We start from the raw sequence: 20,955 nt of genomic DNA, 5'->3' as shown, positions 1-20,955 counted from the left end.
TAGTAAAAGTTTTACTAAAAACTATAGAGTAAAACTAAGATATTTAACCTGATCACATATTCAGCATATCAGCGGCGCGATCTTGTGAGCTGAAGCGATAAATTGTGTAAAAGGTGGTCATTTTTTCAGAAGGAAAATTTTACTGAAAGAAAAACAGCAGCCCGGAAAGGCTGCCGTCTGTTCAGTACAGGGGAGGGGTTACTTTGTGGTGCCGCGCAGAATAAGGCGCGAGGCGGCAAAGACCTGAAGCGGTTCCTGCCGTTCATCCCGCAGGCGTTCAAACAGCAGATTGACGCCCTGACTGCCCATCACCTCGGAGTGGATACGGACGGTCGACAGTGACGGAATGGTAAATTTGGCCGTCGGAATATCATTAACACTGATAAGGGCGATATCCTCCGGGATGGCGACATGCTGCTCATGCAGTGCCCGCAGCACCCCGATGGCAATGGAATCTGAGGCGACAAACAGGGCTTTCGGATAGCTCTCTTTTGCCAGCATCTGTTTCGCCAGTGCATAACCGGACGCGCTGGAGAAATCACCGCGATAGATATCATCTCCGCGTACCACACCGCGCAGTGAGCCGTATTCCGTAAAAGCGACTTCACGGATATCTGCCGCCGCCGGGGAATCCTGCCCGCCGATAAAGCCTATCCGGTCATAACCCTGTGCAATAAAGAAGTCAGTCACGGACTGCGCAATGTACGCGAGATCAATATCCACCGCGTCATAATCGCTCTGGCGATCACTGAAATCGATAAAACAGACCGCAGAGCAGAGTGCCTGCACCTCTGTCAGTACCGCACGGGCACCGTGTCCGATCAGCAGCACACCGTCCGGACGGGTAACAGTCTCAGGAAGATTATTTTCATAGGCGTGCGTCAGTTCAATACCCAGCCGTTCACTCTGCAATTCAATGCCGTGGCGGATGGAGAGATAATAAGGATCATTAATTTCAGCGGCTTTCGGATAGCTGTAAACCGCGAGAAAGTGCAGACGCTGCGTCTGACGTTTGCCGGGAGAGTGACGGCGCTGCGCGGAAACGGTGTACTCCAGCTGCTCTGCAATTTCCAGAATACGCAGCTTGGTTTCTTCTTTCACACTGAGTGTCGGATCATCATTCAGCACCCGCGACACGGTTGCGAGTGAGACACCGGCTTGCCGGGCGATATCTTTTAGCGTGGCCATTCTTTTGTTCTTTCTCCTCCGGCCGGAAACTGCGGCAGGGCAACAGGCTTAATTCAGGCAGTAACTCTTGGTTATAGTAGCACAGAACGTTTTAGTAAAAACCATTCAGCGTATTAGTGTAAACGTTTACACAAATACGATCGCTGTCACGGACTCAAATAGTATTCATGGTTAGAATCTTCCCCGTCCTCACGTTATACTTTGGTTTTCTCTGAATACATTACAAAGCCTGAGAGGTATATGTGGAAATTCTTGTCACCGGCGGTATGGGCTATATCGGCAGCCATACCTGCGTACAGCTGATGAATGCAGGCATGACACCGGTTATTGTGGATAATCTGTGTAACGCCAGCGCAAAAGTTCTGGCGCGGATCACCGCAATTACCGGAAAAGAACCTGTTTTTTATCAGGGAGATATCCGTGATGAAGCCTTTCTTGACAGCGTATTTGCCAAACACCGCATCGACGCGGTCATTCACTTCGCGGGCCTGAAAGCCGTGGGTGAATCCGTGGAAAAACCGGTTGAGTATTATGACAATAATATTAACGGTACGCTGGTTCTGCTGCGCAGCATGAAGCGGGCGCAGGTAAAACGGATTATTTTCAGCTCTTCCGCGACGGTTTACGGCGATCCGGCCAGTGTGCCGATCACTGAGGAATCCGCTGTCGGCAACACCACAAACCCTTACGGCACCAGTAAATATATGGTTGAACGTATCCTGCGTGATGTGCTGATCGCAGATAATGACTGGTCTGTATCACTGCTGCGTTATTTCAACCCGGTCGGGGCGCATCCGACAGGCACGATGGGTGAAGATCCGAAAGGTATTCCGAATAACCTGACGCCGTATATTACTCAGGTTGCTATCGGCCGCCGTGAAAAAGTCAGTATTTATGGAAACGATTACCCTACACCTGACGGTACCGGGGTACGTGATTATATCCATGTGATGGATCTGGCGGACGGCCATATCGCGGCACTGAAAACCGTGGCACAGTCCGCGGGGCTGCATATCTATAACCTGGGCACCGGTAAAGGCACCAGTGTGCTGGAAATGATCGCGGCGTTCAGTAAAGCGGCCGGTAAAGCGATCCCTTATGCCATGTGTGACCGCCGTCCGGGCGATATCGCTGAATGCTGGTCCAGCCCGGAAAAAGCCGCCCGCGATATGCAGTGGCGCGCTGTCCGTACTGTTGATGATATGGCGCAGGATTCCTGGCGCTGGCAGCAGCAGAACCCGGAAGGTTACGCAGACTGACGAAGTAAGAAAACCGGTAACGCCTGAGGACAATCACCGCTAACCCGTTTCATCGTCAGAGAGAATTGTATCTATGATGACTTTTGATCCGTCTGATTGCCCTCACCGCCGCTATAACCCGTTAACGGGACAGTGGATTTTAGTCTCCCCCCACCGGGCGAAACGCCCGTGGCAGGGAAGGGATGAAGTCGCTGATGTGGCAGATTTACCGGCTTATGACCCGGACTGTTTTTTGTGTCCGGGAAATACCCGGGTAAGCGGTGACACCAATCCCGCTTATACCGGTACTTATGTTTTTCAGAATGACTTCTCCGCACTGAGGCCGCAGCCCTGCACGCAGCCGGAAAACACACATCCGTTATTTCAGACACAGGTCGTCAGCGGACTGAGCCGTGTGCTCTGTTTCTCCCCCGATCACAGCAAAACCCTGCCGGAACTGCCGGTGACACAAATCCGCGCGGTCATTGATACCTGGCAGGCACAAGCACAGGAACTGGGGGAAAAATACCTCTGGGTTCAGCTCTTTGAAAACAAAGGGGAGCTGATGGGCTGTTCGCAGCCGCATCCGCATGGCCAGATCTGGGCCAGTGACTTTCTGCCCGATGCACTGAGCCGCAAAGACGGGTTGCTGCACGATTATACTCAGCAGCACGGCAGTAATCTGCTGCTTGATTACGCACAGGCGGAACTGAAAGACGGCCGCCGCACCGTAGCGGAAACAGATCACTGGCTGGCGGTGGTGCCGTACTGGGCGGCGTGGCCGTTTGAAACCATGCTGCTGCCGAAACACCGTGTGATCACCCGGATGGAAGAGATGACCGGTGAGGAGCGGGATGATCTCGCACTTGCGCTGAAAAAACTGACCAGCCGCTACGATAACCTGTTCCGCTGTGCTTTCCCGTACTCGATGGGCTGGCATTTTGCCCCGTATTTTCAGCAGGGCGAACCGGTGGATCACTGGCAGTTACATGCACTCTATTACCCGCCGCTGCTGCGTTCTGCGACAGTGCGCAAATTTATGGTCGGTTATGAAATGCTGGCGGAAAGCCAGCGTGACCTGACACCGGAGCAGGCCGCAGAACGGCTGTGTGCGGTCAGCGACCACCATTTTAAAACCCCTTTATAATCTGAGGTTTCCGATGAAAACAGTTATCAGCAAGGCACAGAATGCCTTTGAGCAGTGCTTCGGCGCATCCCCTGACATGCTGATTCAGGCACCGGGCCGGGTGAATCTGATTGGTGAACATACAGATTATAACGACGGTTTTGTTCTGCCGTGTGCCATTGATTTCGGCACGGTGGCGGCCGCTTCGCGGCGTGATGATCAAAAGGTCTGCGTGGTGGCGGCGGACTATGATAATGATCGCGATGAGTTTGATCTCTCACAACCGATCGAATATCGCGACAATAAATTGTGGGCGAATTATATCCGCGGCGTAATCAAATACCTGGCAGAACGCGGTTTTACATTCGGCGGGATGAATATTGCCGTCAGCGGCAATGTGCCGCAGGGCGCGGGGCTGAGCAGCTCCGCCTCACTGGAGGTGGTGATCGGCCAGACCGTCAAAGCCCTTTATGACCTGCCGGTCAGCCGGGAAACTATCGCCCTGAACGGACAGCAGGCGGAGAACCAGTTTGTCGGTTGTAACTGCGGCATTATGGATCAGCTGATTTCAGCCTGCGGGGAAGCCGGGCATGCACTGCTGATCGACTGCCGCAGCCTGGAAACCCGTGCGGTTGCCATGCCGGAAAACAGCGTGGTAATGATTGTTAACTCCAATAAAAAACGCGGGCTGGTGGACAGTGAATACAACACCCGGCGTCGTCAGTGTGAGGCTGCCGCCGCATTCTTCGGTGTTCCGGCGCTGCGTGATGTCACGGCGGAGCAGTTTGCCGCCCATGCCCATGAGCTGGATGCAGTGACTGCGAAACGGGCCCGTCATGTGATCAGTGAAAATATCCGCACACTGGCGGCGGCAGAAGCCCTGAAAGATGGGGATTTACCTCGCCTCAGCCAGTTGATGGCGGAATCCCATCACTCCATGCGTGACGATTTTGAAATCACCGTCCCTGAAATTGATGCGCTGGTGGCCATTATCGGTGATGTGATCGGTCTTGAGGGTGGTGTCCGTATGACCGGTGGCGGCTTCGGCGGTTGTGTGGTCGCGCTGGTGAAGCCGGAACATGTCAGCCCGGTCACCGACGCGATTAATGCACATTACACGGCGATCACCGGTCTGACTGCGGATATTTATGTCTGCCGTGCCACTGACGGTGCCGGAGTGATCCGCTGAACGGAGGTGATATGACACACAGGGAGTTGCGCCCGTATGAACGGGCGCTGGCAACCGCGCCGTTCGCAGACGGCCGGCCGGCGGAGATCGTGGTTCTCACTAACCGTAACGGCATGCGTATCAGTATTGCCGATACCGGCGCGACCTGGCTCAGTTGTGAGCTGCCACTGGCGGACGGTGTGCGGGATGTGGTGTGCGGCGTCGCGGACAGCGCCGGGTTTGCCCGTCAGACTGCGTATTTCGGCGCGACCGTCGGGCGCTTTGCCAACCGGATTGCGGGTGGCGGTTTTACTCTGAACGGGCAGTTTTATCCGCTTGCCTGCAATGAAGGCACCACTTGTCTGCACGGCGGAATGGATAATTTCAGTCACCGGCGCTGGCAGATCCGCCGCCGCTCAGCGGAGTCCGTGACCTTCTCTTTATACTCACCGGACGGCGACCAGGGGTTTCCCGGCAATCTCACCGCAGAAATCACGTATCAGCTGACGCCGGAAAACGAAGTCCGCCTGACATACCGGACACAGACAGATAAAGCTTGCCCGGTCAGTCTGACCAATCACGCTTACTTTAACCTTGCCGGTGAAAACAGCGGCGTGAAAGTGACTGAGGGGGACATGCAGATCCGGGCAGATAAACGGCTCGGACTGAATGCGGAGAACTTACCGGACGGTACACTCTGCCCGGTCGCCGGAACCGTCTTTGATCTGCGCGTCCGCAGGCCGCTGGCGCAGGGATTTATGTCAGAAGCAGCTCAGCGGCAGACAAAAGGATTTGATCACGCCTTTGTGCCGGACCCGGCGTTGTGTGACGGAAAACAGACCGTTGCGGCATACTGGTCCCCGGTTGGGGATGTGTGTCTGGAAGTCGCTACCACGATGCCGTGCATACAGCTCTATACCGGCAATTATCTCGGCGGTCAGCCGGGAAAACACGGCGATTATGAGGATTATGCCGGATTGGCGCTGGAAACCCAGTATTTCCCCGACGGGCCGAATCATCCGCACTGGCCGGATGCGGTCAGAGGTATTTCAGCAGCGGGGGAGCGGCGGGAGAGTGTGACGGTGTACCGGTTTGTGTTTTAAACAGAGGCTCACAGCGGTGAGCCTCTCAGGCCGTTGATAAACTTTACTTTATCAGACAATACGGACACCGGCGGGCATCACGCGTTCCGGGGTCAGCAGGACACTTTCTGAACCGTCATCAGTTTCGGCGCACAGCAGCATACATTCAGAGGTTTCGCCGCGCATTTTGGCTTTTTGCAGATTGCACAGCACCACAACCTGCTTATGCAGTAGCTCTTCCTCTGTATAATACGGCACAAGACTGGTGACGGTCTGAAGTGATCGGTTACCGACATTTATCTGAACAATATAGAGTTTATCGGCATTTTCGTGACGTTTGACATCGGTGATCCGGCCGGTGCGGATCTCCAGTTTAGCGAAATCAGGGTAAGCGACAGTATCCATAGTAAAACCCGGTAAAATTTTAGTAAAAGATAATAAAAATTAGCAGAGTTACACCGGATGGCAAGTACCGGGATCACAAAATACTAACGGAGTGGTGAATGGCGACCATTAAAGATGTGGCAAAACTGGCGGGAGTGTCTGTGGCGACCGTTTCGCGGGTTATCAATCAGTCACCGAAAGCCGGGGCGGAATCTGTCCGTGCGGTTCAGGCGGCAATGAAAGAACTGGCTTACCGCCCGAATGCCGCGGCGCGGGCGCTGGTCAGCCAGAGCAGTGATATTGTCGGCGTGCTGGTGGGCGATGTGTCCGATCCGTTTTTCGGCTCTCTGGTCAAAGCCGCAGATGAAGTGGCGCATCAGCACGGAAAACATCTTTTAATCGGCAACGGTTATCACCGGCAGGAGGATGAGCGGCGCGGTATTGAACTGCTGATGAACAGCCGCTGTGATGCCTGTGTGATCCATGCCAAAGCACTGAGTGATGAAGAGCTGCGGGGATATGCGGCGGAAATGCCGTCGATGGTGTTTATTAACCGGATAATCCCCGGGCTGAAAAACCGCTGTGTTGCTCTGGATAACCGGCGCGGATCACAACTTGCCACACAATATTTGCTGAAACAGGGGCATCGCCATATTGCCTGCTTATCATCATCACATACGATTGAAGACAGCACGCAGCGGCTGGCAGGATACCGCGATGCACTGGCAGAGGCCGGTTGTGAACTGCCGGATGCTTATATTGCTGCCGGTGAACCGGTGGCAGAGGGCGGGGAAGCGGCGATGAGCGCGATTCTGTCACTATCACTGCCGGTAACCGCAGTGGTGGCGTACAACGATTTTATGGCAGCGGGGGCACTTTCCGTGATTGAAGCAAACGGATTGCGCGCGCCGGAGGATATTTCGGTTATCGGCTTTGATGACAGCATGATCGCACGATATATCCAACCTCGCCTGACCACAATACGTTATCCTGTTGACATGATGGCTCAGACAGCAACTCAGCTGGCACTGGCGCTGGCGTCCTCACAGACGCTGCCGTTTTGCCCGCCGTGTTACACACCGGTACTGGTCCTCCGCCACTCGGTGATGAGCAGATTTTCCTGACGAGAATGTGTTAATTTTATTTATCTGTTATCCCTCACTATTTACTTTGGTACTTTGTTAGAAGGCTGCAAATTCGTCTGAATTTGCAGCATTTTTTTTGTCCCGCCATTTTCATTTCCGCCGTTTACTTTCCAGCAGTACTTTCCGGTTTAACGATGTCACAGCAATTTATTATCATCATGATAATAATTTTCATTTGCGATCATATTCTCAATGGCATATATCAATGATAGGATTAATCATTCTCATTTAATATCTCAAATAAAAAATATCAATCTTGTCAGGGAATAATATGAACGCCTCATTCAAACGCTCACTGCTTGCTGTTGCTGTTATGTCAGCGGCTGCTGCCGCTTATGCTGAAAATAAAGAAGATACCATTGTGGTTACCGCGTCAGGTTTTGCGCAGGAAATGCGCGATGCACCGGCGAGTATTACGGTTATCACCAAAGAACAGTTACAAAACAAACCGGCTGCCAACCTGATTGACATGGTAAAAGATGTGGAAGGGGTCAGTGTGATCGGCGGCAGTATGAAGCCCGATATCAGTATCCGTGGCCTGTCCGGCGATTACACCCTGATTATGGTGGATGGTCGTCGTCAGAACAGCCGTGAATCCCGCCCGAACGGCAGCGGCGGTTACGAAGCCGGGTTTATCCCGCCGGTGGAAGCGATTGAACGTATTGAGGTGATCCGCGGACCAATGTCCTCCCTGTATGGTTCTGATGCCATGGGCGGTGTGGTCAACATTATTACCAAAGCGGTAGCGGATGAATGGCACGGCTCAATGGGTATGGGCGGTATCATCCAGGAAAGTAAAGATTACGGTAACTCCGCAAATACCGATTTCTACGTCTCCGGCCCGCTGATTAAAGACAAGCTGGGGTTACAGGTGTACGGCGGACTGAACTATCGCCGTGAAGATCATCTTCAGGAAGGTACACCGCGTAAAGACGATAAAAACATCACCGCCAAACTGGCCTTTACGCCGGTTGAAGGACAGAAATTCCTCGCGGAAGTCGGCCGCAGCACGCAGGAACATACATCCACTCCGGGGAAATCCATTGCTGATTTCTCTGAGCGCGGCGGCCTGAAGCAGAAAAACAATAAATCCGAAGTACACAACGATCGCAATCACTGGGCGCTGACCTGGAAAGGTGACTGGGATGAAATCAACAGTGAAGTGAGTGTGTACCAGGAAAATACCGTCCGTAAAACCAATACCGGTAAATGGAACAAAGTAAACGAAGATTGGGTGATGGCGTATGATGCCCGCCGTCCGGAAGTCACCAACACCGTGGTTGACGGTAAAGTCACGGCATTCCTGCCGTCCAACGTTCTGACCGTTGGCGGACAATATCAGTATGCCAAACTGAAAGATGACTCCGCGATTAAAAACAAACAAACAGTTACCGAGAAAATCACGGCAGACCAGAAAGCGCTGTTTGTGGAAGATGAGTTCAGTGTGACTGACGATCTGACGCTGACCGGCGGTCTGCGTATGGACGACCACGAATTCTACGGTAAACACTGGAACCCGCGTGCTTATGCCGTGTATAAACTGACCGATGAAATCACCATTAAAGGCGGCGTGGCGAAAGCCTTCCGAGCCCCGACACTGCGTGAGTTAAGCCCGAGCTTCGGGACATCGACACAGGGTGGTGCAGCAATCATGTACGGTAACCGTGACCTGAAACCGGAAACCAGCGTTACCGAAGAACTGGGTATTGCTTATGACCACGAATCCGGTTTCTCTGCCAGTGCAACTCTGTTTAACACCGAATTCAAGAACAAGCTGACCAGCTACCAGGTTGCCGGTGAAACCGACCCGCTGACCGGTCTGAATATGTTTATCTACGACAACGTGGGTAAAGCGAATATCCGTGGTGTGGAAATGGCCTCCCGTATTCCGGTGGCAGAAAAATGGAATCTGAACCTGAACTACACCTTCACCGATTCAGAACGTAAGAGTGACGATGAAAAACTCAACGGCAAATCCCTGAAAGGACAACCGCTGGAAATGACACCGCGTCATATGGCAAATGCCAGACTTGACTGGCAGTACCGCCCGGATATGAACTTCTACACTCAGGCAAACTACACCGGCAAACAGGTCTGGGCAGCGCAGCGTAACGGGGCAAAACAGCCGCGCGAGCGCAGCGGGATCACCACCCTCGATCTGGGGATGACCTACCAGGTCATGCCAAATGCTCTGCTGAACTTTGCAGTACTGAACATCGCCAACGAGAAAGGGGATGATATCGATACTAACGGGAACTGGCAGATCGATGAAGGGCGCCGGTATTGGGCTAATCTGAAACTGAATTTCTGATTACGCGTCATTCTTCGCCCTGTGGCGGCGTTGGCTTCGTTCGGCTACCCCGGTCACATACTGATGTATGCTCCCGGGGATATCCTCACTTTGCCGCATGCTACAGAGCGAATGATTTAGCGAATCTGCGTCATCCTCCACTCTGTGGCTGTGTTGGCTGCACTCAGAATTCCGGGTCACATACTGGTGTATGCTCCCCGGAATTCTTCCTTTGCCGCCTTGCCACAAACCGGATGATTCAGCAGATTTCGCGAACAAGGATGTGACAGCGTCTTTTCGTTCTGCGTGGTATCAGCCGGAGCACTGTAGTAAAACGAGTTTTCCCGGAGTCAGGATGTGGAAAAAAATAATGGTGATTTGTTGCATGATGGCGGTATCCCCCCTGATGGCGCGGCCTTCACAAGAGATCACGCCGCTCACTGAAGCGGCAGAACAACAATTTACGGTAACGCATCATGAGATGCAGCAGGGCGATCGTCACTACCGCCTCTTTATCGCGCAGCCGAAACAGCCGCAGACGGCGTACACCGTACTCTATATGCTTGATGGTAACGGCCAGTTTCCGATGATGATTAACCGGCTCAGCGCCGGAAAAAAACGGCCTCTGCCGCTGGTAGTGGGAATCGGTTATCTCTCTGACCAGGCTTACCCGAAAACCCGCACTTTTGATTACACACCACCCGCAGCAGGTGAACAATTTGCAGCAGGCGGCGGTGAACAGACTTTCCGGCAGTTTATCCGTGAACAGGTTATTCCGTGGGTGAGTAGTCACTATTCCGTCAACGACCGCCGCTACTTCTTCGGCCACAGCCTCGGCGGGCTGTTTGTCCTGCGGACGGCTACAGATGAGCCCGGTTTATTTACCGACTACATCAGTGCCAGCCCGTCTCTGTGGTGGGGCCATGGCACCTATATGACGGCAGAGCGCTTTGACCGCCTCCCGCCGGATATCCGTCTGACTATCACTCAGGGCGGACTGGAAGAAAAGCCGGACCTGAGCAAAATGAGTGAAGAGCAGAAACACAATCTCTCTGTCCGTTACAGTGACATTACCGCACGGGAAGTTTGTGAGCAGTTACAACTGCGGGACAAACAGTGCCGGTTCCTGACCTTCCCCGGTAAATCACACGGCAGTGTTATCCCGGATGCACTGGATACAGTAATTTCACTATTACCGGCGGATAAGGAAAAATAAGTTATTTTTTTGTTAATCTGCATGTGAAAATACCAAAAATAACAGGGGAAACCCCATATTCCTCTGTTATTTCCTTCCATAACAAAAACTACTCGCAGCCATTAGTTTTTTTGATTTCATTTTTCCCTCACAAGGGGCTATATTCCGCTCCGTTTCAGACATAAATTCACAATCCACTGCTTCTATCAATGACCCGTCATCAACCATTTTGGCGATGAAACAGCCTGAGAAAAAAAGCAGCGTCATGTTTTTTTGATTTTTTTGTTTTAGGTGGAGAAAAGCAGTGAGTCACAGCACCCGCACGCCGCGTCCTGACAGTGTGTTAATTCCTGTCGCAGGTCTGACGTTATTTGCGATTGCATCCGGTTATCTGATGAGCCTGATCCCGTTATCGCTGGACCATTTTGCCATCGGTACAGATTATGCAGGCTGGTTAGCCAGTGCTTACTATATCGGTTTATTACTCGGTTCGATGCTGATTGAGCCGGTGATTGCCCGTATCGGTCATCGCCGTTCCTTTATTCTCTTTGTGCTGGCCCTGGCGGCAACGGTGGCGGTTTTACCGTTTTATACCGATCTCAGCGCATGGCTGGCATCCCGTATGCTGGCCGGGGTGGCGGTCGCCGGTATTTTTGTGGTGATTGAATCCTGGCTGCTGATTGGCGATAACCCGGCAATCCGCGCCAAACGCCTGAGCTTTTATATGACAGCGCTGTACGGCGGAACCACTCTGGGCCAGCTGGCGATTGGTGTGTTCGGGACTGCGGGTATCGTGCCGTTTGCGGTGGTCATGGTTCTGCTGTTTGCAGCCGTACTGCCGCCGCTGCTTTCCAAAGCGCAACCAGTCTGTCACGGCGGGCATCAAAGCTTATCACTGAAAAAAATCCTGCGTCTGAGCAAACCGGCCATGGTTGGCTGCATGACCTCCGGTATTGTTATGGGCACGATTTACGGGCTGATGCCGCTGGCGTTACAGGAAAAACACTACAATACGGAGCAGGTCGGCGGGCTGATGGCGGCGATTATCCTCGGCGGGATGATTATTCAGCCGGTGATCAGCAAGTTATCCTCGCGGATGAGTAAAGTATTATTGCTGGCAATGGTGTCTCTTGCCGGGGTATTTGCGATGGGAATGATTTACCTCTCCGGCCACTATCTGGTGATGGTGGCAGCGCTGACACTGCTGGGTATGTCCTCTTTTGCGCTGTATCCGGTGGCGATCACACTGGCCTGTGACACACTCACGGCAAATGTGATTGTGGCGGTGACACAGGTAATGCTGTTCTGCTACAGCGTAGGCTCGGCAGCCGGGCCGCTGGTGGCCGGACAGTTTATGAAACAGCCTGACGGTATTATGAACTTCTTCTTTATTGTGCTGCTGTCCACCGCGATTTATATGCTGCTGTCAGCGGTACGCCGCAAATCCCGGATTCTGGCAAGCTGATACCACCGGAATGAAAAATGCCCTCACTGAGGGCATTTTTGTATCGGTATTTATTCTGCGGTTTTTGGTTTATGGACAATATCCGCATAATGACTTTTATCATCCGGTTTCGGGTAGACGCGGTAAATATATTCATCCGGCGTCACTTTGATATTTTCCACCACTCGGGTAAACAGCACTTCCCCTTTATCATTCTTACCGGTCAGTGTCCGGGTTTTACCGTCCGCGCTGAAGGACCAGTCGCCCTGTAATTTCAGCTTTCCTTCCGGGGTGTACATCTTAACGGAACCGTCTTTTTCATAGTTGGCCAGACCAAAGAAGCCCGCCACACTTTCATCGGTGGCCGGAATGGCTTTACCGTCCTGATCCAGTGCCTCTGTCGTTACCCAGGTTTTGCCAACCAGATAATCAGCGGTATTTGCGGCTTTCTGTGCCGTGGCTGTCAGGGGCTTTACCTGAGCATCCGTTGTGGCCGCCAGTGCTGAAAAGGAATACGCCGCTGCGATGATACCGGCAATAATTGTTGTTTTTCTCATGTCAGTTCCTCAGGTTGTTCTGTTTGCTGTCTTTTTTAGTGATAACAATTCCCGATATTAATCATACGGAGATTAATCTTGTCAGCTCATTTTTTATGTAAGGAAGTATAAAGCTGATTAAATTTTATCGTCATTTCTGACACATCTTTCTTCGTGCGAAAAGGTTGAAATGTGGAGAAAAAATGAAGAACTGTGCAGAAATTATGATGAATTGTGCAGGGATTATGATTTCATAGTCAGAATGGGTAAAACGGATTGTCTTACACACCGGTATCGGCAATGATGGCGTCAACAGCAAAACAGTGCTTCAGAAAATTAATTGAGAAGGAATGTTAATATGAAAAAAATCATTGCAGGTGTTATCGGTCTGAGTTTATTAGGTGCGGGTATGACCGCGTTCGCAGCACCAGCTCCGGTTAATCAGCCGCAGCAGAATGGTCAGTATATGAATGGCTACGGCAACTGCGACGGTAACGGCGGGCGTCATATGATGCGCGGCAACCATGACGGACGCGGCTATCATAATAACCGCGGATACCACAACGGTGGTTATAACCGTGCACCGGTCTTTCAGTCAGCACTGACCACTGCCACCCCGGGTGAAGCCCTGAAAAAAATGAGCGCGGATGCGCCGGCAGTCAGTAAAGACGGCAAACAGTATTTTGTCCGCGCCAGCGTCCGTGATATGAACGGCAACACGCTGTATCAGTCTTCATTATCCACCGCAACGCCGAAAGAAGCGCTGGCGAAAATGGCAGGTGATGCACCGGCTGCCGCATCCGGCCAGCAGTATTATGTCCGTGCAGGCATTATGGAAATTCTGCCGGTTAACAACGCCGCACAGTAACCGCTGTCATGAACAAACAAAAATGCCCTCTGATGAGGGCGTTTTTGCTTCACGGATAAAAACCACAGCTGTCAGAGTGTCAGCGCGGTTTCCAGCGCCAGCTCAATCATGTTGTGCATTGCATTCTGACGCTGATCGATAGTCAGTTTTCCGCCGTTTTTAATATGATCAGACGTTGTGAGAATCGCCAGTGCTTTTGCCCCGAGTTCTGCCGCGACCGTATACAGTCCGGCGACTTCCATATCCACCCCGAGAATACCGTACTGCTCCATCACCGCAAACAGTTCCGGGCGGGTGGTATAAAACAGATCCGCAGTAAACACATTGCCGGTTTTGACCGGTAATTGCAGACGTTCAGCTGTTTTAACCGCAGATGAAAGCAGATGCCAGTCCGCCAGCGCCGCGAGGTCGTTACCGTAAAAGCGGTCACGGTTCACTTTGGAATCGGTACTGGCGCCCATGGCAATCACCACATCCATCAGTGACACATCATCCCGCACCGCGCCACAGGTCCCGATACGGATCAGGTTTTTTACACCGAAATCCTGAATCAACTCATACGCATACATCGAAATGGAGGGGATACCCATGCCGTGGGCCATCACCGAAACCGGTTTGCCTTTGTATTCCCCGGTATAACCCAGCATATTACGGACGCTGTTTACTTCCCGCGCCTGCGACAAATAATGTTCAGCAATAAACTTGGCGCGCAGGGGATCTCCGGGCATAATAATGGTTTCTGCGAAATCGTTTGCGCTTGCCTGAATTGCAACTGCCATAAAAAGCACTCTCCTCTCAATCAAACCGTGTGAAGGGTCGGTATTTGTTGGTCAGCATGTTAACACGGTTTGGTTTTTATGCCGCCGCTGCCGGCGGATTTTTCACTCAGGGTTTTTACCGGATTACACATTATGAATACAGCAATCGGCATTCTCGGGATCGTGGTACTGCTGGGAATAGGTTATTTACTGTCTGAAAACCGCCGCGCCATTAATCTGCGTACGGTGGTACTGGCTTTTACTATTGAACTGGCACTGGGCGGGTTAATTCTCTACTCCCCGGCCGGGCAGCAGGTATTATTTGTGATGGCGGAGGCGGTCACCACAGTGATCAACTTCAATAACGCCGGCACATCCTTTATTTTCGGCGGCCTTGTCTCTGACAAAATGTTTGAGATCTTCGGCAGCGGCGGGTTTGTGATCGCACTGCGTGTATTGCCGATCATTGTCTTTTTCTCCGCATTGTCAGCGGTACTTTATTACCTGGGAATTATGCAGATCCTCGTGCGCTGGGTCGGCGGGGCGTTACAGCGCCTGCTGAAAACCAGCCGGGCAGAATCGATGAACTCGGCAGCCAATATTTTCCTCGGCGTTACCGAAGCACCATTGCTGGTTAAACCGTATCTCGGCAGTATGACCCGCTCAGAACTGTTTGCAGTGCTGTGCGGCGGGCTGGCATCTATCGCCGGTACTATGCTGGTGAGTTATGCTTCTCTGGGGGTGAAAATGGAATATCTGCTGGCGGCGTCCTTTATGGCCGCTCCGGGCGGATTACTGTTTGCCAAACTGATGATCCCGGAAACACAGCAGACTGCAGATGAATCCAATGCCAAACCGGTACAGGAAAACCGTCCGGCGAATATTATTGATGCGGCGGCGGAAGGGGCGATCAACGGCCTGAATATGGCACTGGCGGTCGGCGCGATGCTGCTGGCGTTTGTCAGCCTCGTGGCGCTGTTAAACGGACTGCTCGGCGGTGTCGGCGGCTGGTTTGGCCTGCCGGATCTGAGCATGGAACTGATCCTCGGCTATCTGCTGTCTCCGCTGGCGTGGCTGATGGGGATACCGTGGAATGAAGCGCTGACATCCGGTGCGATTATCGGGCAGAAAATTGTTATCAACGAATTTTTTGCCTATGCCAACCTGGCCGAATACCTGAAAGGGAATGAAGTGGTGGCAGCTACCGGTCTGCCGATGACAGAGCGGACACAAATTATCCTATCGTTCGCTCTGTGCGGGTTTGCCAATTTCGGTACTGTGGCAATTGCTATCGGCGGTATCGGCAGTCTGATCCCGAACCGGCGCAAAGAAATTGCCACCCTCGGGATGAAAGCGCTGGTCGCCGGGGTATTATCCAACCTGATGGCGGCCACAATTGCCGGATTGTTTATCGGCGGATAAAGAGTCTGTTATCTGATTTTCTGAAACAACCTGAATGTCAGGTTCATGATAACGGGCAGGCGAACGAAAAGCATGCGAGCCATGGATGGCGAGCCTGAGCGTACAGGGAGGTATTTACAGCGACTTTTCGTTTTGCCCGTTATCATCAGAACCGGAAAGACGGCGCCGTACTTAACACCGCGCCGTCCTGTCCGGCAGAGGATTACTTATAATCCCCCTGCAGATAACGGTAAAAAGACGGGTTTACCCAGACTTTTTCGCTTATCACCTGCATCCCGCTTTTGGCTCTGCGGATATTTTCCGCCTGTTTTTCCGCATTCTCCGGCAGTGCCATCAAATCAGCCTGATAATGGCCGCTGGTCACCCGGGTTTCTGCCACGACATCATAACCGTCCGCCGGCACATAGATGCGATAGAACGGCTGCCACCAGGCTGAACGGATAAGCCCTTTTTGGTCAGCGGTATTTTTCTTGGCGTACTGGTCAATCAGGCTCTGAAAGCGGTTGCGTTCCTCAACTGACGGAAATTCCAGGTCGAGATTATATTCACTGGCGATCGCCACTTTTTTGCCGCTTTTCAGTGTGGTTACCGGATAATCCGCCTCACCCCATTCATCCAGATAGAGAAATGCGGACGATTTCGGTGTCAGTTGCACTTTCGGATCAAACCCTTCACGGCGCAGCAGATAAATCAGCTGGGCGGCGTGATCGATATCATTATGGCCGTAGCGGATCATCCGTGTTTTATCAAAGCCGGATTCTTCGCGGGTGTCTACCAGGTTATAGCCGCTGGTATAGCCTTTATCAATAAAGTTATTCAGGGTTTTCAGTGTATTCGGATCGTTCGGGAACACTGCTGTTTTCCATGCGGTGTGCAGACGCGGCACAATATTTTTATCCGACACATTACCGAGATAGCGGGTGTGACTCTGCTGCTGAGCATCCGCAAAAGCCTGAAGTTTATCACTCTCTGCTGCCGGGTTTTTCAGATCATCAGCTGTCAGTGCACCGATGGTGATCATCAGTGCATCAAACCGGCTTGCCTCCGGTTGTTGTGTCAGCGCGGCAATCTGTTCCGGGCTGTAGGTTTCAGCCAGTTCAGTCAGAGAGAGCGTTTCGGCGGTCTGCTGAGAGGTCAGCGCCAGCGCTGGCTGTAAACCACTGAAAAAAAATGCGGACAGCAATGTGCCGATAAATAACGATTTTTGCATGATTTATCCTGTAAATGCAGCGAACAAACGATTGCATAACTTTATCACAGAGTTGCATTCGGAGTGATAAAGTGTCGTGATTTTTTTACACCGGACAACGGGGAAAATTGTGCGCGGAACCTTGCAGGACGGTGCGGGATGAGTAAGATACGCGGTACGTGGTAGTTATCAGGGTGATAGTTATCACGGTTTTGGAGAGATTATGAAAGCGCTTTACCGTAAGTTTATCAAAAAAATTGATCAGTTTTCCGCTCTTATTCCGATGCGTTTTTTCTGATCCGGCGTTCCCGTCTCTCCCTGCGTGTCATATGAACAGCCCTCTGTAACTGAATAAGTAACCGCAACGCCTGACGGCGGGTAAACAGCGGGTGTTGCCAGTGTAACAGGGTGAAATACATGATTTGCCTCCCGGCAGATCAGAGAGAACCGCTGCACAAGCGGCCGGAGCATTATCTGCATCCGGCCGTCTGTCACCTTTTATTTAAATGCCGGCAGCCAGCCGAACACGTCCAGAATAACCGTCAGATACACAATCGCACCGCAGACAATTACCAGATTCAGTACCGCGTTATTACACGGTGAACGATAAATGGTTGCGCTGTCGCTGTAGCGTTTACGTGAGGCTTTTACCAGGAACGGCGGTAAAATCACACTCCAGATGGTAAAGGCCAGACCGGCATAGCCGATGGCATAAACGAATCCGTTCGGGAAGAAGAAGCACACCACCGCAGGCGGCAGATAAGTGACCACGGCTGTTTTGAAACGGCCGGCGCTGTCATTTTTAAAGTTCAGCAGGTCGGCAATATAGTCAAACAGACCGAGTGTCGCTGCCAGCAGGGAGCTCGCCACGGCGAAGTTACCGAAGAATGTCAGGATGACATCCATGGTTTTGCCTGACATTACACCGCCGATAGCCTCAACGAACACGTCAATATTCCCGCCTTTGGCAATAATCGGGGAGAAATTGGCGCGGCTGATATTGCCCATCGTGACGCCCAGCCAGAAGATATACAGCAGAACCGCAAATATTGTCCCGATAATGATTGAACGGGTAATAAAGCGGAATTTTGTTTTGCCGTACAGCTTCACCAGGCTCGGCACGTTACCGTGGAAACCGAACGAAATAATACAGAACGGCAGTGTCATCAGGACATAGGGAAGATATTTCGTTCCGGGGATGGCAACCGATGCGGAATCCAGCAGATTGGCAATTTCCACATGCGCAACCAGACCGGAAAATGTGGCAAAGAACGCGATAAACTTACCGAAAATTAAAATAGTGGTAATACGCCCGACCCATAAGGAGCTGTACCAGACAATCGCGGCCACCAGACAGGCGACAATCACGACTGCTGCTTTTATCGGCAGCGCAACACCGGTATATTTTAATATCGTCTGAGCCAGTACAGCGGACGACCCGGAGATATAGGCATATGTCAGAATATAGAGGACAAACCCGAAGGCAATACCCACGACGATATTCCATTTTTTGCCCAGTAACTCAGTGGTAAAGGTATTAAAACTGGCGCCCGGTTCAAAATGCAGGTTAACTTCAACTAACATCAGACCGGTCAGTAACATCATAATTGAAACTAAAATCAAAATAACGGTGGCACCGGAAAACCAGACACCGGCCATCGCAATCGGCAAAGAAAACATACCGCCGCCAACGACTGTTGCTATAACAAGCATGGTTCCGCTGGTCAGTCCGGGTGATTTATTTGTATCGGCACTATGAATACTCATAATAAAAGTTTCCTATTAATGATAAATATCACCAACAGCATTCATATTTATCGATTTTATTTGTTCTTTATTGTTATAGGGATACAGAGACAAAAAGGCCCCATTAAAATAATGAGGCCGCTGTCATCAGATAATTACACGTAATCAAAGCGTGCTGTGAAGAAACGTAACTGCTTCGGCTCGTAAATGAACTTCAGCCCTTTAATGTCTTCTTTGTGTTTGAACAGTTTGATAATACCGTCAGCAACCAGATCCATGTGTGCATAGGTGTATACACGACGCGGAATAGTCAGACGAACGGTTTCCAGCTTCGGACGGTGATGGTCGCCGGTTTCTTTGTTACGGCCTGCGGAGATAATACCGCGCTCCATAGAACGGACACCGGTTTCCATGTAGATGCTGGCTGCCAGGCTCTGCGCCGGGAACTCATCCTGGGTCAGATGCGGGCAGAAACGGCGTGCATCGAGGAATACTGCGTGGCCGCCGACCGGCTCAACAATCGGTACACCGGCTGCTTTCAGTTTTTCGCCCAGGTAACGAACCTGCTTGACGCGGTGCTCGATATATTCGAACTGCATCGCTTCGCGTAAACCGATAGCCATCGCTTCCATATCACGACCGGCCAGGCCGCCGTAAGAAGGCATCCCTTCATAAACCACAACCAGTTCACGTGCAGCAGAGAACATCTCGTCGTCGTTCATACACAGGAAACCACCGATGTTCACCAGACAGTCTTTCTTACCACTCATGGTACAACCGTCAGCGTAGCTGAACATTTCGTGAACGATGTCTTTAATGGAGACATCTTCGAAGCCTTCTTCCTGCTCTTTGATAAAGTAGGCGTTTTCCACACAGCGGGTCGCATCGTAGAATACTTTGATGCCGTGTTTATCACATAACTGACGGACTTCACGCATGTTTGCCATTGAAACCGGCTGACCACCCGCGAGGTTTACAGTCACTGCCAGGCAGATGTAAGCGATATTTTCCGCGCCTTTCTCTGCAATCAGTTTTTCCAGTTTCTTAACGTCGATATTGCCTTTGAATTTCACATCCAGGCCCGCATCGTGAGCTTCATCGCGGACGATATCGATGAATGTCGCACCATTTTTTTCCTGGTGATAACGGGTGGTGGTGAAGTACATGTTACCTGCAACATACTGACCCGGTTTGATCGCTAATGAAGACAGTAAGTTTTCTGCACCGCGGCCCTGGTGAGTAGGAACAATGTGTTTAAAGCCGAATAATTCCTGAACGGTCCTTTCCAGGTGGAAGAAGTTTTCGCTGCCCGCATACGCTTCGTCACCCATCATCATGCCGGCCCATTGTTTATCGGACATGGCGTTGGTGCCGCTATCGGTCAGTAAGTCTACATAAACATCTTTGGAATTTAACAAGAAAGTATTGTACCCGGCCTCTTTCATTCTTTTGATACGCTCTTCGCGAGGGATCATGGATACGGTTTCAACACTTTTAATACGATACGGTTCTGCTGGATACATCATGGTAAAATCTCCAATTATTTATAATAATAACTCGATAATTTACACAGGCATTTATCTGTTTATAAATCTCATGCCTTGTGAATGATATAGCAATTGTAAATCCGGTAGTGTTCTTGTCTTAATTCAAATTCAGTTTTTAATTTTCTGTTGTTTCTTTTTCTGCCATCCGTTTCGTTTGGCGTGAAATCATCATGCGTGAAAAAAAATGAAAAGGGAATGGGGACGGTATAAATAAACGAAAGGTGTATTAACTACAGGTGTAAACCGGGTGATCTATATCACTTAAACAAAAATATTTCTTTTTATTCATAAAGTTATGTTTGTTAACCCTATGTTGTGTATTTATGGGTAATATACGATTTTCATGGCATTAAAGTCAGGGTCAAATATAAATAATCTAATGGCTGCGGGTGGTTATACAGTAATGCAAAGCTGTTGTATTCGGTGTTTTTTTATAAATGTTAATAAAGGGTAAATAAGGATGGTGAAGTGATAATTTAAATCTATCTTTACAGGATGAATAAATAAACGAGTGAAGAGTTCTGTTATGTCTTAATCAAGACTATGCATTACATACATGTATACCGCATTTTATATGAAAACATCTAATTAATACCCATTGTTATAATCACACTTGTTTATATTGATCG

Annotated in this window: 17 protein-coding genes; 10 read left to right on the top strand and 7 right to left on the bottom strand. The window is 50.9% G+C overall.

Annotation, left to right across the window (positions count from 1 at the left end; genetic code table 11):
- Positions 1-198: 198 nt before the first annotated feature.
- Complete coding sequence (ebgR, locus tag AAZR23_RS09575) at positions 199-1,188, bottom strand: transcriptional regulator EbgR (protein ID WP_046894387.1); 990 nt, start codon at positions 1,186-1,188, stop codon at positions 199-201.
- A gap of 242 nt (positions 1,189-1,430) precedes the next feature.
- On the opposite strand from ebgR, the gene galE reads away from it, so the two are divergent.
- From galE to AAZR23_RS09555, 4 genes are all read left to right on the top strand, one after another.
- On the top strand, positions 1,431-2,447 hold the full coding sequence (gene galE, locus AAZR23_RS09570) for a UDP-glucose 4-epimerase GalE (RefSeq protein ID WP_052927700.1): 1,017 nt from the start codon (positions 1,431-1,433) through the stop codon (positions 2,445-2,447).
- 73 nt (positions 2,448-2,520) lie between these two features.
- Positions 2,521-3,573: a UDP-glucose--hexose-1-phosphate uridylyltransferase gene (locus AAZR23_RS09565; protein WP_434692103.1), complete on the top strand. Its 1,053-nt coding sequence runs from the start codon at positions 2,521-2,523 to the stop codon at positions 3,571-3,573.
- A gap of 13 nt (positions 3,574-3,586) precedes the next feature.
- The gene (gene galK / locus AAZR23_RS09560) at positions 3,587-4,741 is read left to right on the top strand and encodes a galactokinase (protein ID WP_218426444.1); all 1,155 of its coding nucleotides are present in this window, start codon (positions 3,587-3,589) and stop codon (positions 4,739-4,741) included.
- A gap of 11 nt (positions 4,742-4,752) precedes the next feature.
- Positions 4,753-5,823: a galactose-1-epimerase gene (locus AAZR23_RS09555; RefSeq protein ID WP_434692102.1), complete on the top strand. Its 1,071-nt coding sequence runs from the start codon at positions 4,753-4,755 to the stop codon at positions 5,821-5,823.
- 51 nt (positions 5,824-5,874) lie between these two features.
- Here the strand turns inward: AAZR23_RS09555 and AAZR23_RS09550 are convergent, their stop codons facing one another.
- Positions 5,875-6,207: a tRNA-binding protein gene (locus tag AAZR23_RS09550; protein ID WP_434692100.1), complete on the bottom strand. Its 333-nt coding sequence runs from the start codon at positions 6,205-6,207 to the stop codon at positions 5,875-5,877.
- A 98-nt stretch (positions 6,208-6,305) separates the two neighbouring features.
- On the opposite strand from AAZR23_RS09550, the gene AAZR23_RS09545 reads away from it, so the two are divergent.
- From AAZR23_RS09545 to AAZR23_RS09530, 4 genes are all read left to right on the top strand, one after another.
- A complete protein-coding gene (locus AAZR23_RS09545; RefSeq protein ID WP_434692098.1) occupies positions 6,306-7,310 on the top strand; it encodes a substrate-binding domain-containing protein in 1,005 nt (334 codons plus the stop codon).
- A gap of 292 nt (positions 7,311-7,602) precedes the next feature.
- The gene (locus AAZR23_RS09540; RefSeq protein ID WP_218426442.1) at positions 7,603-9,642 is read left to right on the top strand and encodes a TonB-dependent receptor domain-containing protein; all 2,040 of its coding nucleotides are present in this window, start codon (positions 7,603-7,605) and stop codon (positions 9,640-9,642) included.
- A 334-nt stretch (positions 9,643-9,976) separates the two neighbouring features.
- Positions 9,977-10,837, top strand: a complete 861-nt coding sequence (locus tag AAZR23_RS09535; RefSeq protein WP_349417227.1) for an alpha/beta hydrolase — start codon at positions 9,977-9,979, stop codon at positions 10,835-10,837.
- A gap of 283 nt (positions 10,838-11,120) precedes the next feature.
- Complete coding sequence (locus tag AAZR23_RS09530; protein WP_434692093.1) at positions 11,121-12,281, top strand: MFS transporter; 1,161 nt, start codon at positions 11,121-11,123, stop codon at positions 12,279-12,281.
- 50 nt (positions 12,282-12,331) lie between these two features.
- Here the strand turns inward: AAZR23_RS09530 and AAZR23_RS09525 are convergent, their stop codons facing one another.
- Positions 12,332-12,817 carry a DUF4822 domain-containing protein gene (locus tag AAZR23_RS09525; RefSeq protein ID WP_434692090.1) on the bottom strand — a complete coding sequence of 162 codons (486 nt, stop codon included), beginning with the start codon at positions 12,815-12,817 and terminating at the stop codon, positions 12,332-12,334.
- Positions 12,818-13,154: 337 nt separating this feature from the next.
- Here AAZR23_RS09525 and AAZR23_RS09520 point away from each other — a divergent pair, with 337 nt between their 5' ends.
- Positions 13,155-13,664: a hypothetical protein gene (locus AAZR23_RS09520; protein ID WP_024474923.1), complete on the top strand. Its 510-nt coding sequence runs from the start codon at positions 13,155-13,157 to the stop codon at positions 13,662-13,664.
- A gap of 71 nt (positions 13,665-13,735) precedes the next feature.
- On the opposite strand, the gene deoD is transcribed toward AAZR23_RS09520, so the two are convergent.
- Entirely contained in the window at positions 13,736-14,443 is a 708-nt protein-coding gene (deoD, locus tag AAZR23_RS09515) for a purine-nucleoside phosphorylase (protein WP_107679969.1), read from the bottom strand.
- 132 nt (positions 14,444-14,575) lie between these two features.
- Here deoD and AAZR23_RS09510 point away from each other — a divergent pair, with 132 nt between their 5' ends.
- Positions 14,576-15,844, top strand: coding sequence for a NupC/NupG family nucleoside CNT transporter (locus AAZR23_RS09510; protein ID WP_046894982.1), 1,269 nt, complete (start codon positions 14,576-14,578; stop codon positions 15,842-15,844).
- Positions 15,845-16,046: 202 nt separating this feature from the next.
- Here the strand turns inward: AAZR23_RS09510 and AAZR23_RS09505 are convergent, their stop codons facing one another.
- The 3 genes from AAZR23_RS09505 to AAZR23_RS09495 form a co-directional block, all read right to left on the bottom strand.
- Entirely contained in the window at positions 16,047-17,054 is a 1,008-nt protein-coding gene (locus AAZR23_RS09505; RefSeq protein WP_434692085.1) for a hypothetical protein, read from the bottom strand.
- A gap of 477 nt (positions 17,055-17,531) precedes the next feature.
- Positions 17,532-18,800, bottom strand: coding sequence for an aromatic amino acid transporter (locus AAZR23_RS09500; RefSeq protein ID WP_182107203.1), 1,269 nt, complete (start codon positions 18,798-18,800; stop codon positions 17,532-17,534).
- A 134-nt stretch (positions 18,801-18,934) separates the two neighbouring features.
- Positions 18,935-20,305, bottom strand: coding sequence for a tyrosine phenol-lyase (locus tag AAZR23_RS09495; protein ID WP_166708237.1), 1,371 nt, complete (start codon positions 20,303-20,305; stop codon positions 18,935-18,937).
- Positions 20,306-20,955 lie beyond the last annotated feature (650 nt).

The organism is Morganella sp. Je.2.23 (genome assembly GCF_051129855.1).
GTDB classification, from domain to species: Bacteria; Pseudomonadota; Gammaproteobacteria; order Enterobacterales; family Enterobacteriaceae; genus Morganella; species Morganella sibonii.
Note: the sequence above shows the minus strand (reverse complement) of the source record. Positions and strands in the feature narration are given on the sequence as shown.

Bases quoted from the DNA above. Each gene is read 5' to 3' on its own strand.
- ebgR (WP_046894387.1), bottom strand. From the start codon at position 1,188: ATGGCCACGCTAAAAGATATCGCCCGGCAAGCCGGTGTCTCACTCGCA.
- AAZR23_RS09565 (WP_434692103.1), top strand. From the start codon at position 2,521: ATGATGACTTTTGATCCGTCTGATTGCCCTCACCGCCGCTATAACCCG.
- galK (WP_218426444.1), top strand. From the start codon at position 3,587: ATGAAAACAGTTATCAGCAAGGCACAGAATGCCTTTGAGCAGTGCTTC.
- AAZR23_RS09555 (WP_434692102.1), top strand. From the start codon at position 4,753: ATGACACACAGGGAGTTGCGCCCGTATGAACGGGCGCTGGCAACCGCG.
- AAZR23_RS09550 (WP_434692100.1), bottom strand. From the start codon at position 6,207: ATGGATACTGTCGCTTACCCTGATTTCGCTAAACTGGAGATCCGCACC.
- AAZR23_RS09545 (WP_434692098.1), top strand. From the start codon at position 6,306: ATGGCGACCATTAAAGATGTGGCAAAACTGGCGGGAGTGTCTGTGGCG.
- AAZR23_RS09540 (WP_218426442.1), top strand. From the start codon at position 7,603: ATGAACGCCTCATTCAAACGCTCACTGCTTGCTGTTGCTGTTATGTCA.
- AAZR23_RS09535 (WP_349417227.1), top strand. From the start codon at position 9,977: ATGTGGAAAAAAATAATGGTGATTTGTTGCATGATGGCGGTATCCCCC.
- AAZR23_RS09525 (WP_434692090.1), bottom strand. From the start codon at position 12,817: ATGAGAAAAACAACAATTATTGCCGGTATCATCGCAGCGGCGTATTCC.
- AAZR23_RS09520 (WP_024474923.1), top strand. From the start codon at position 13,155: ATGAAAAAAATCATTGCAGGTGTTATCGGTCTGAGTTTATTAGGTGCG.
- deoD (WP_107679969.1), bottom strand. From the start codon at position 14,443: ATGGCAGTTGCAATTCAGGCAAGCGCAAACGATTTCGCAGAAACCATT.
- AAZR23_RS09510 (WP_046894982.1), top strand. From the start codon at position 14,576: ATGAATACAGCAATCGGCATTCTCGGGATCGTGGTACTGCTGGGAATA.
- AAZR23_RS09505 (WP_434692085.1), bottom strand. From the start codon at position 17,054: ATGCAAAAATCGTTATTTATCGGCACATTGCTGTCCGCATTTTTTTTC.
- AAZR23_RS09500 (WP_182107203.1), bottom strand. From the start codon at position 18,800: ATGAGTATTCATAGTGCCGATACAAATAAATCACCCGGACTGACCAGC.
- AAZR23_RS09495 (WP_166708237.1), bottom strand. From the start codon at position 20,305: ATGATGTATCCAGCAGAACCGTATCGTATTAAAAGTGTTGAAACCGTA.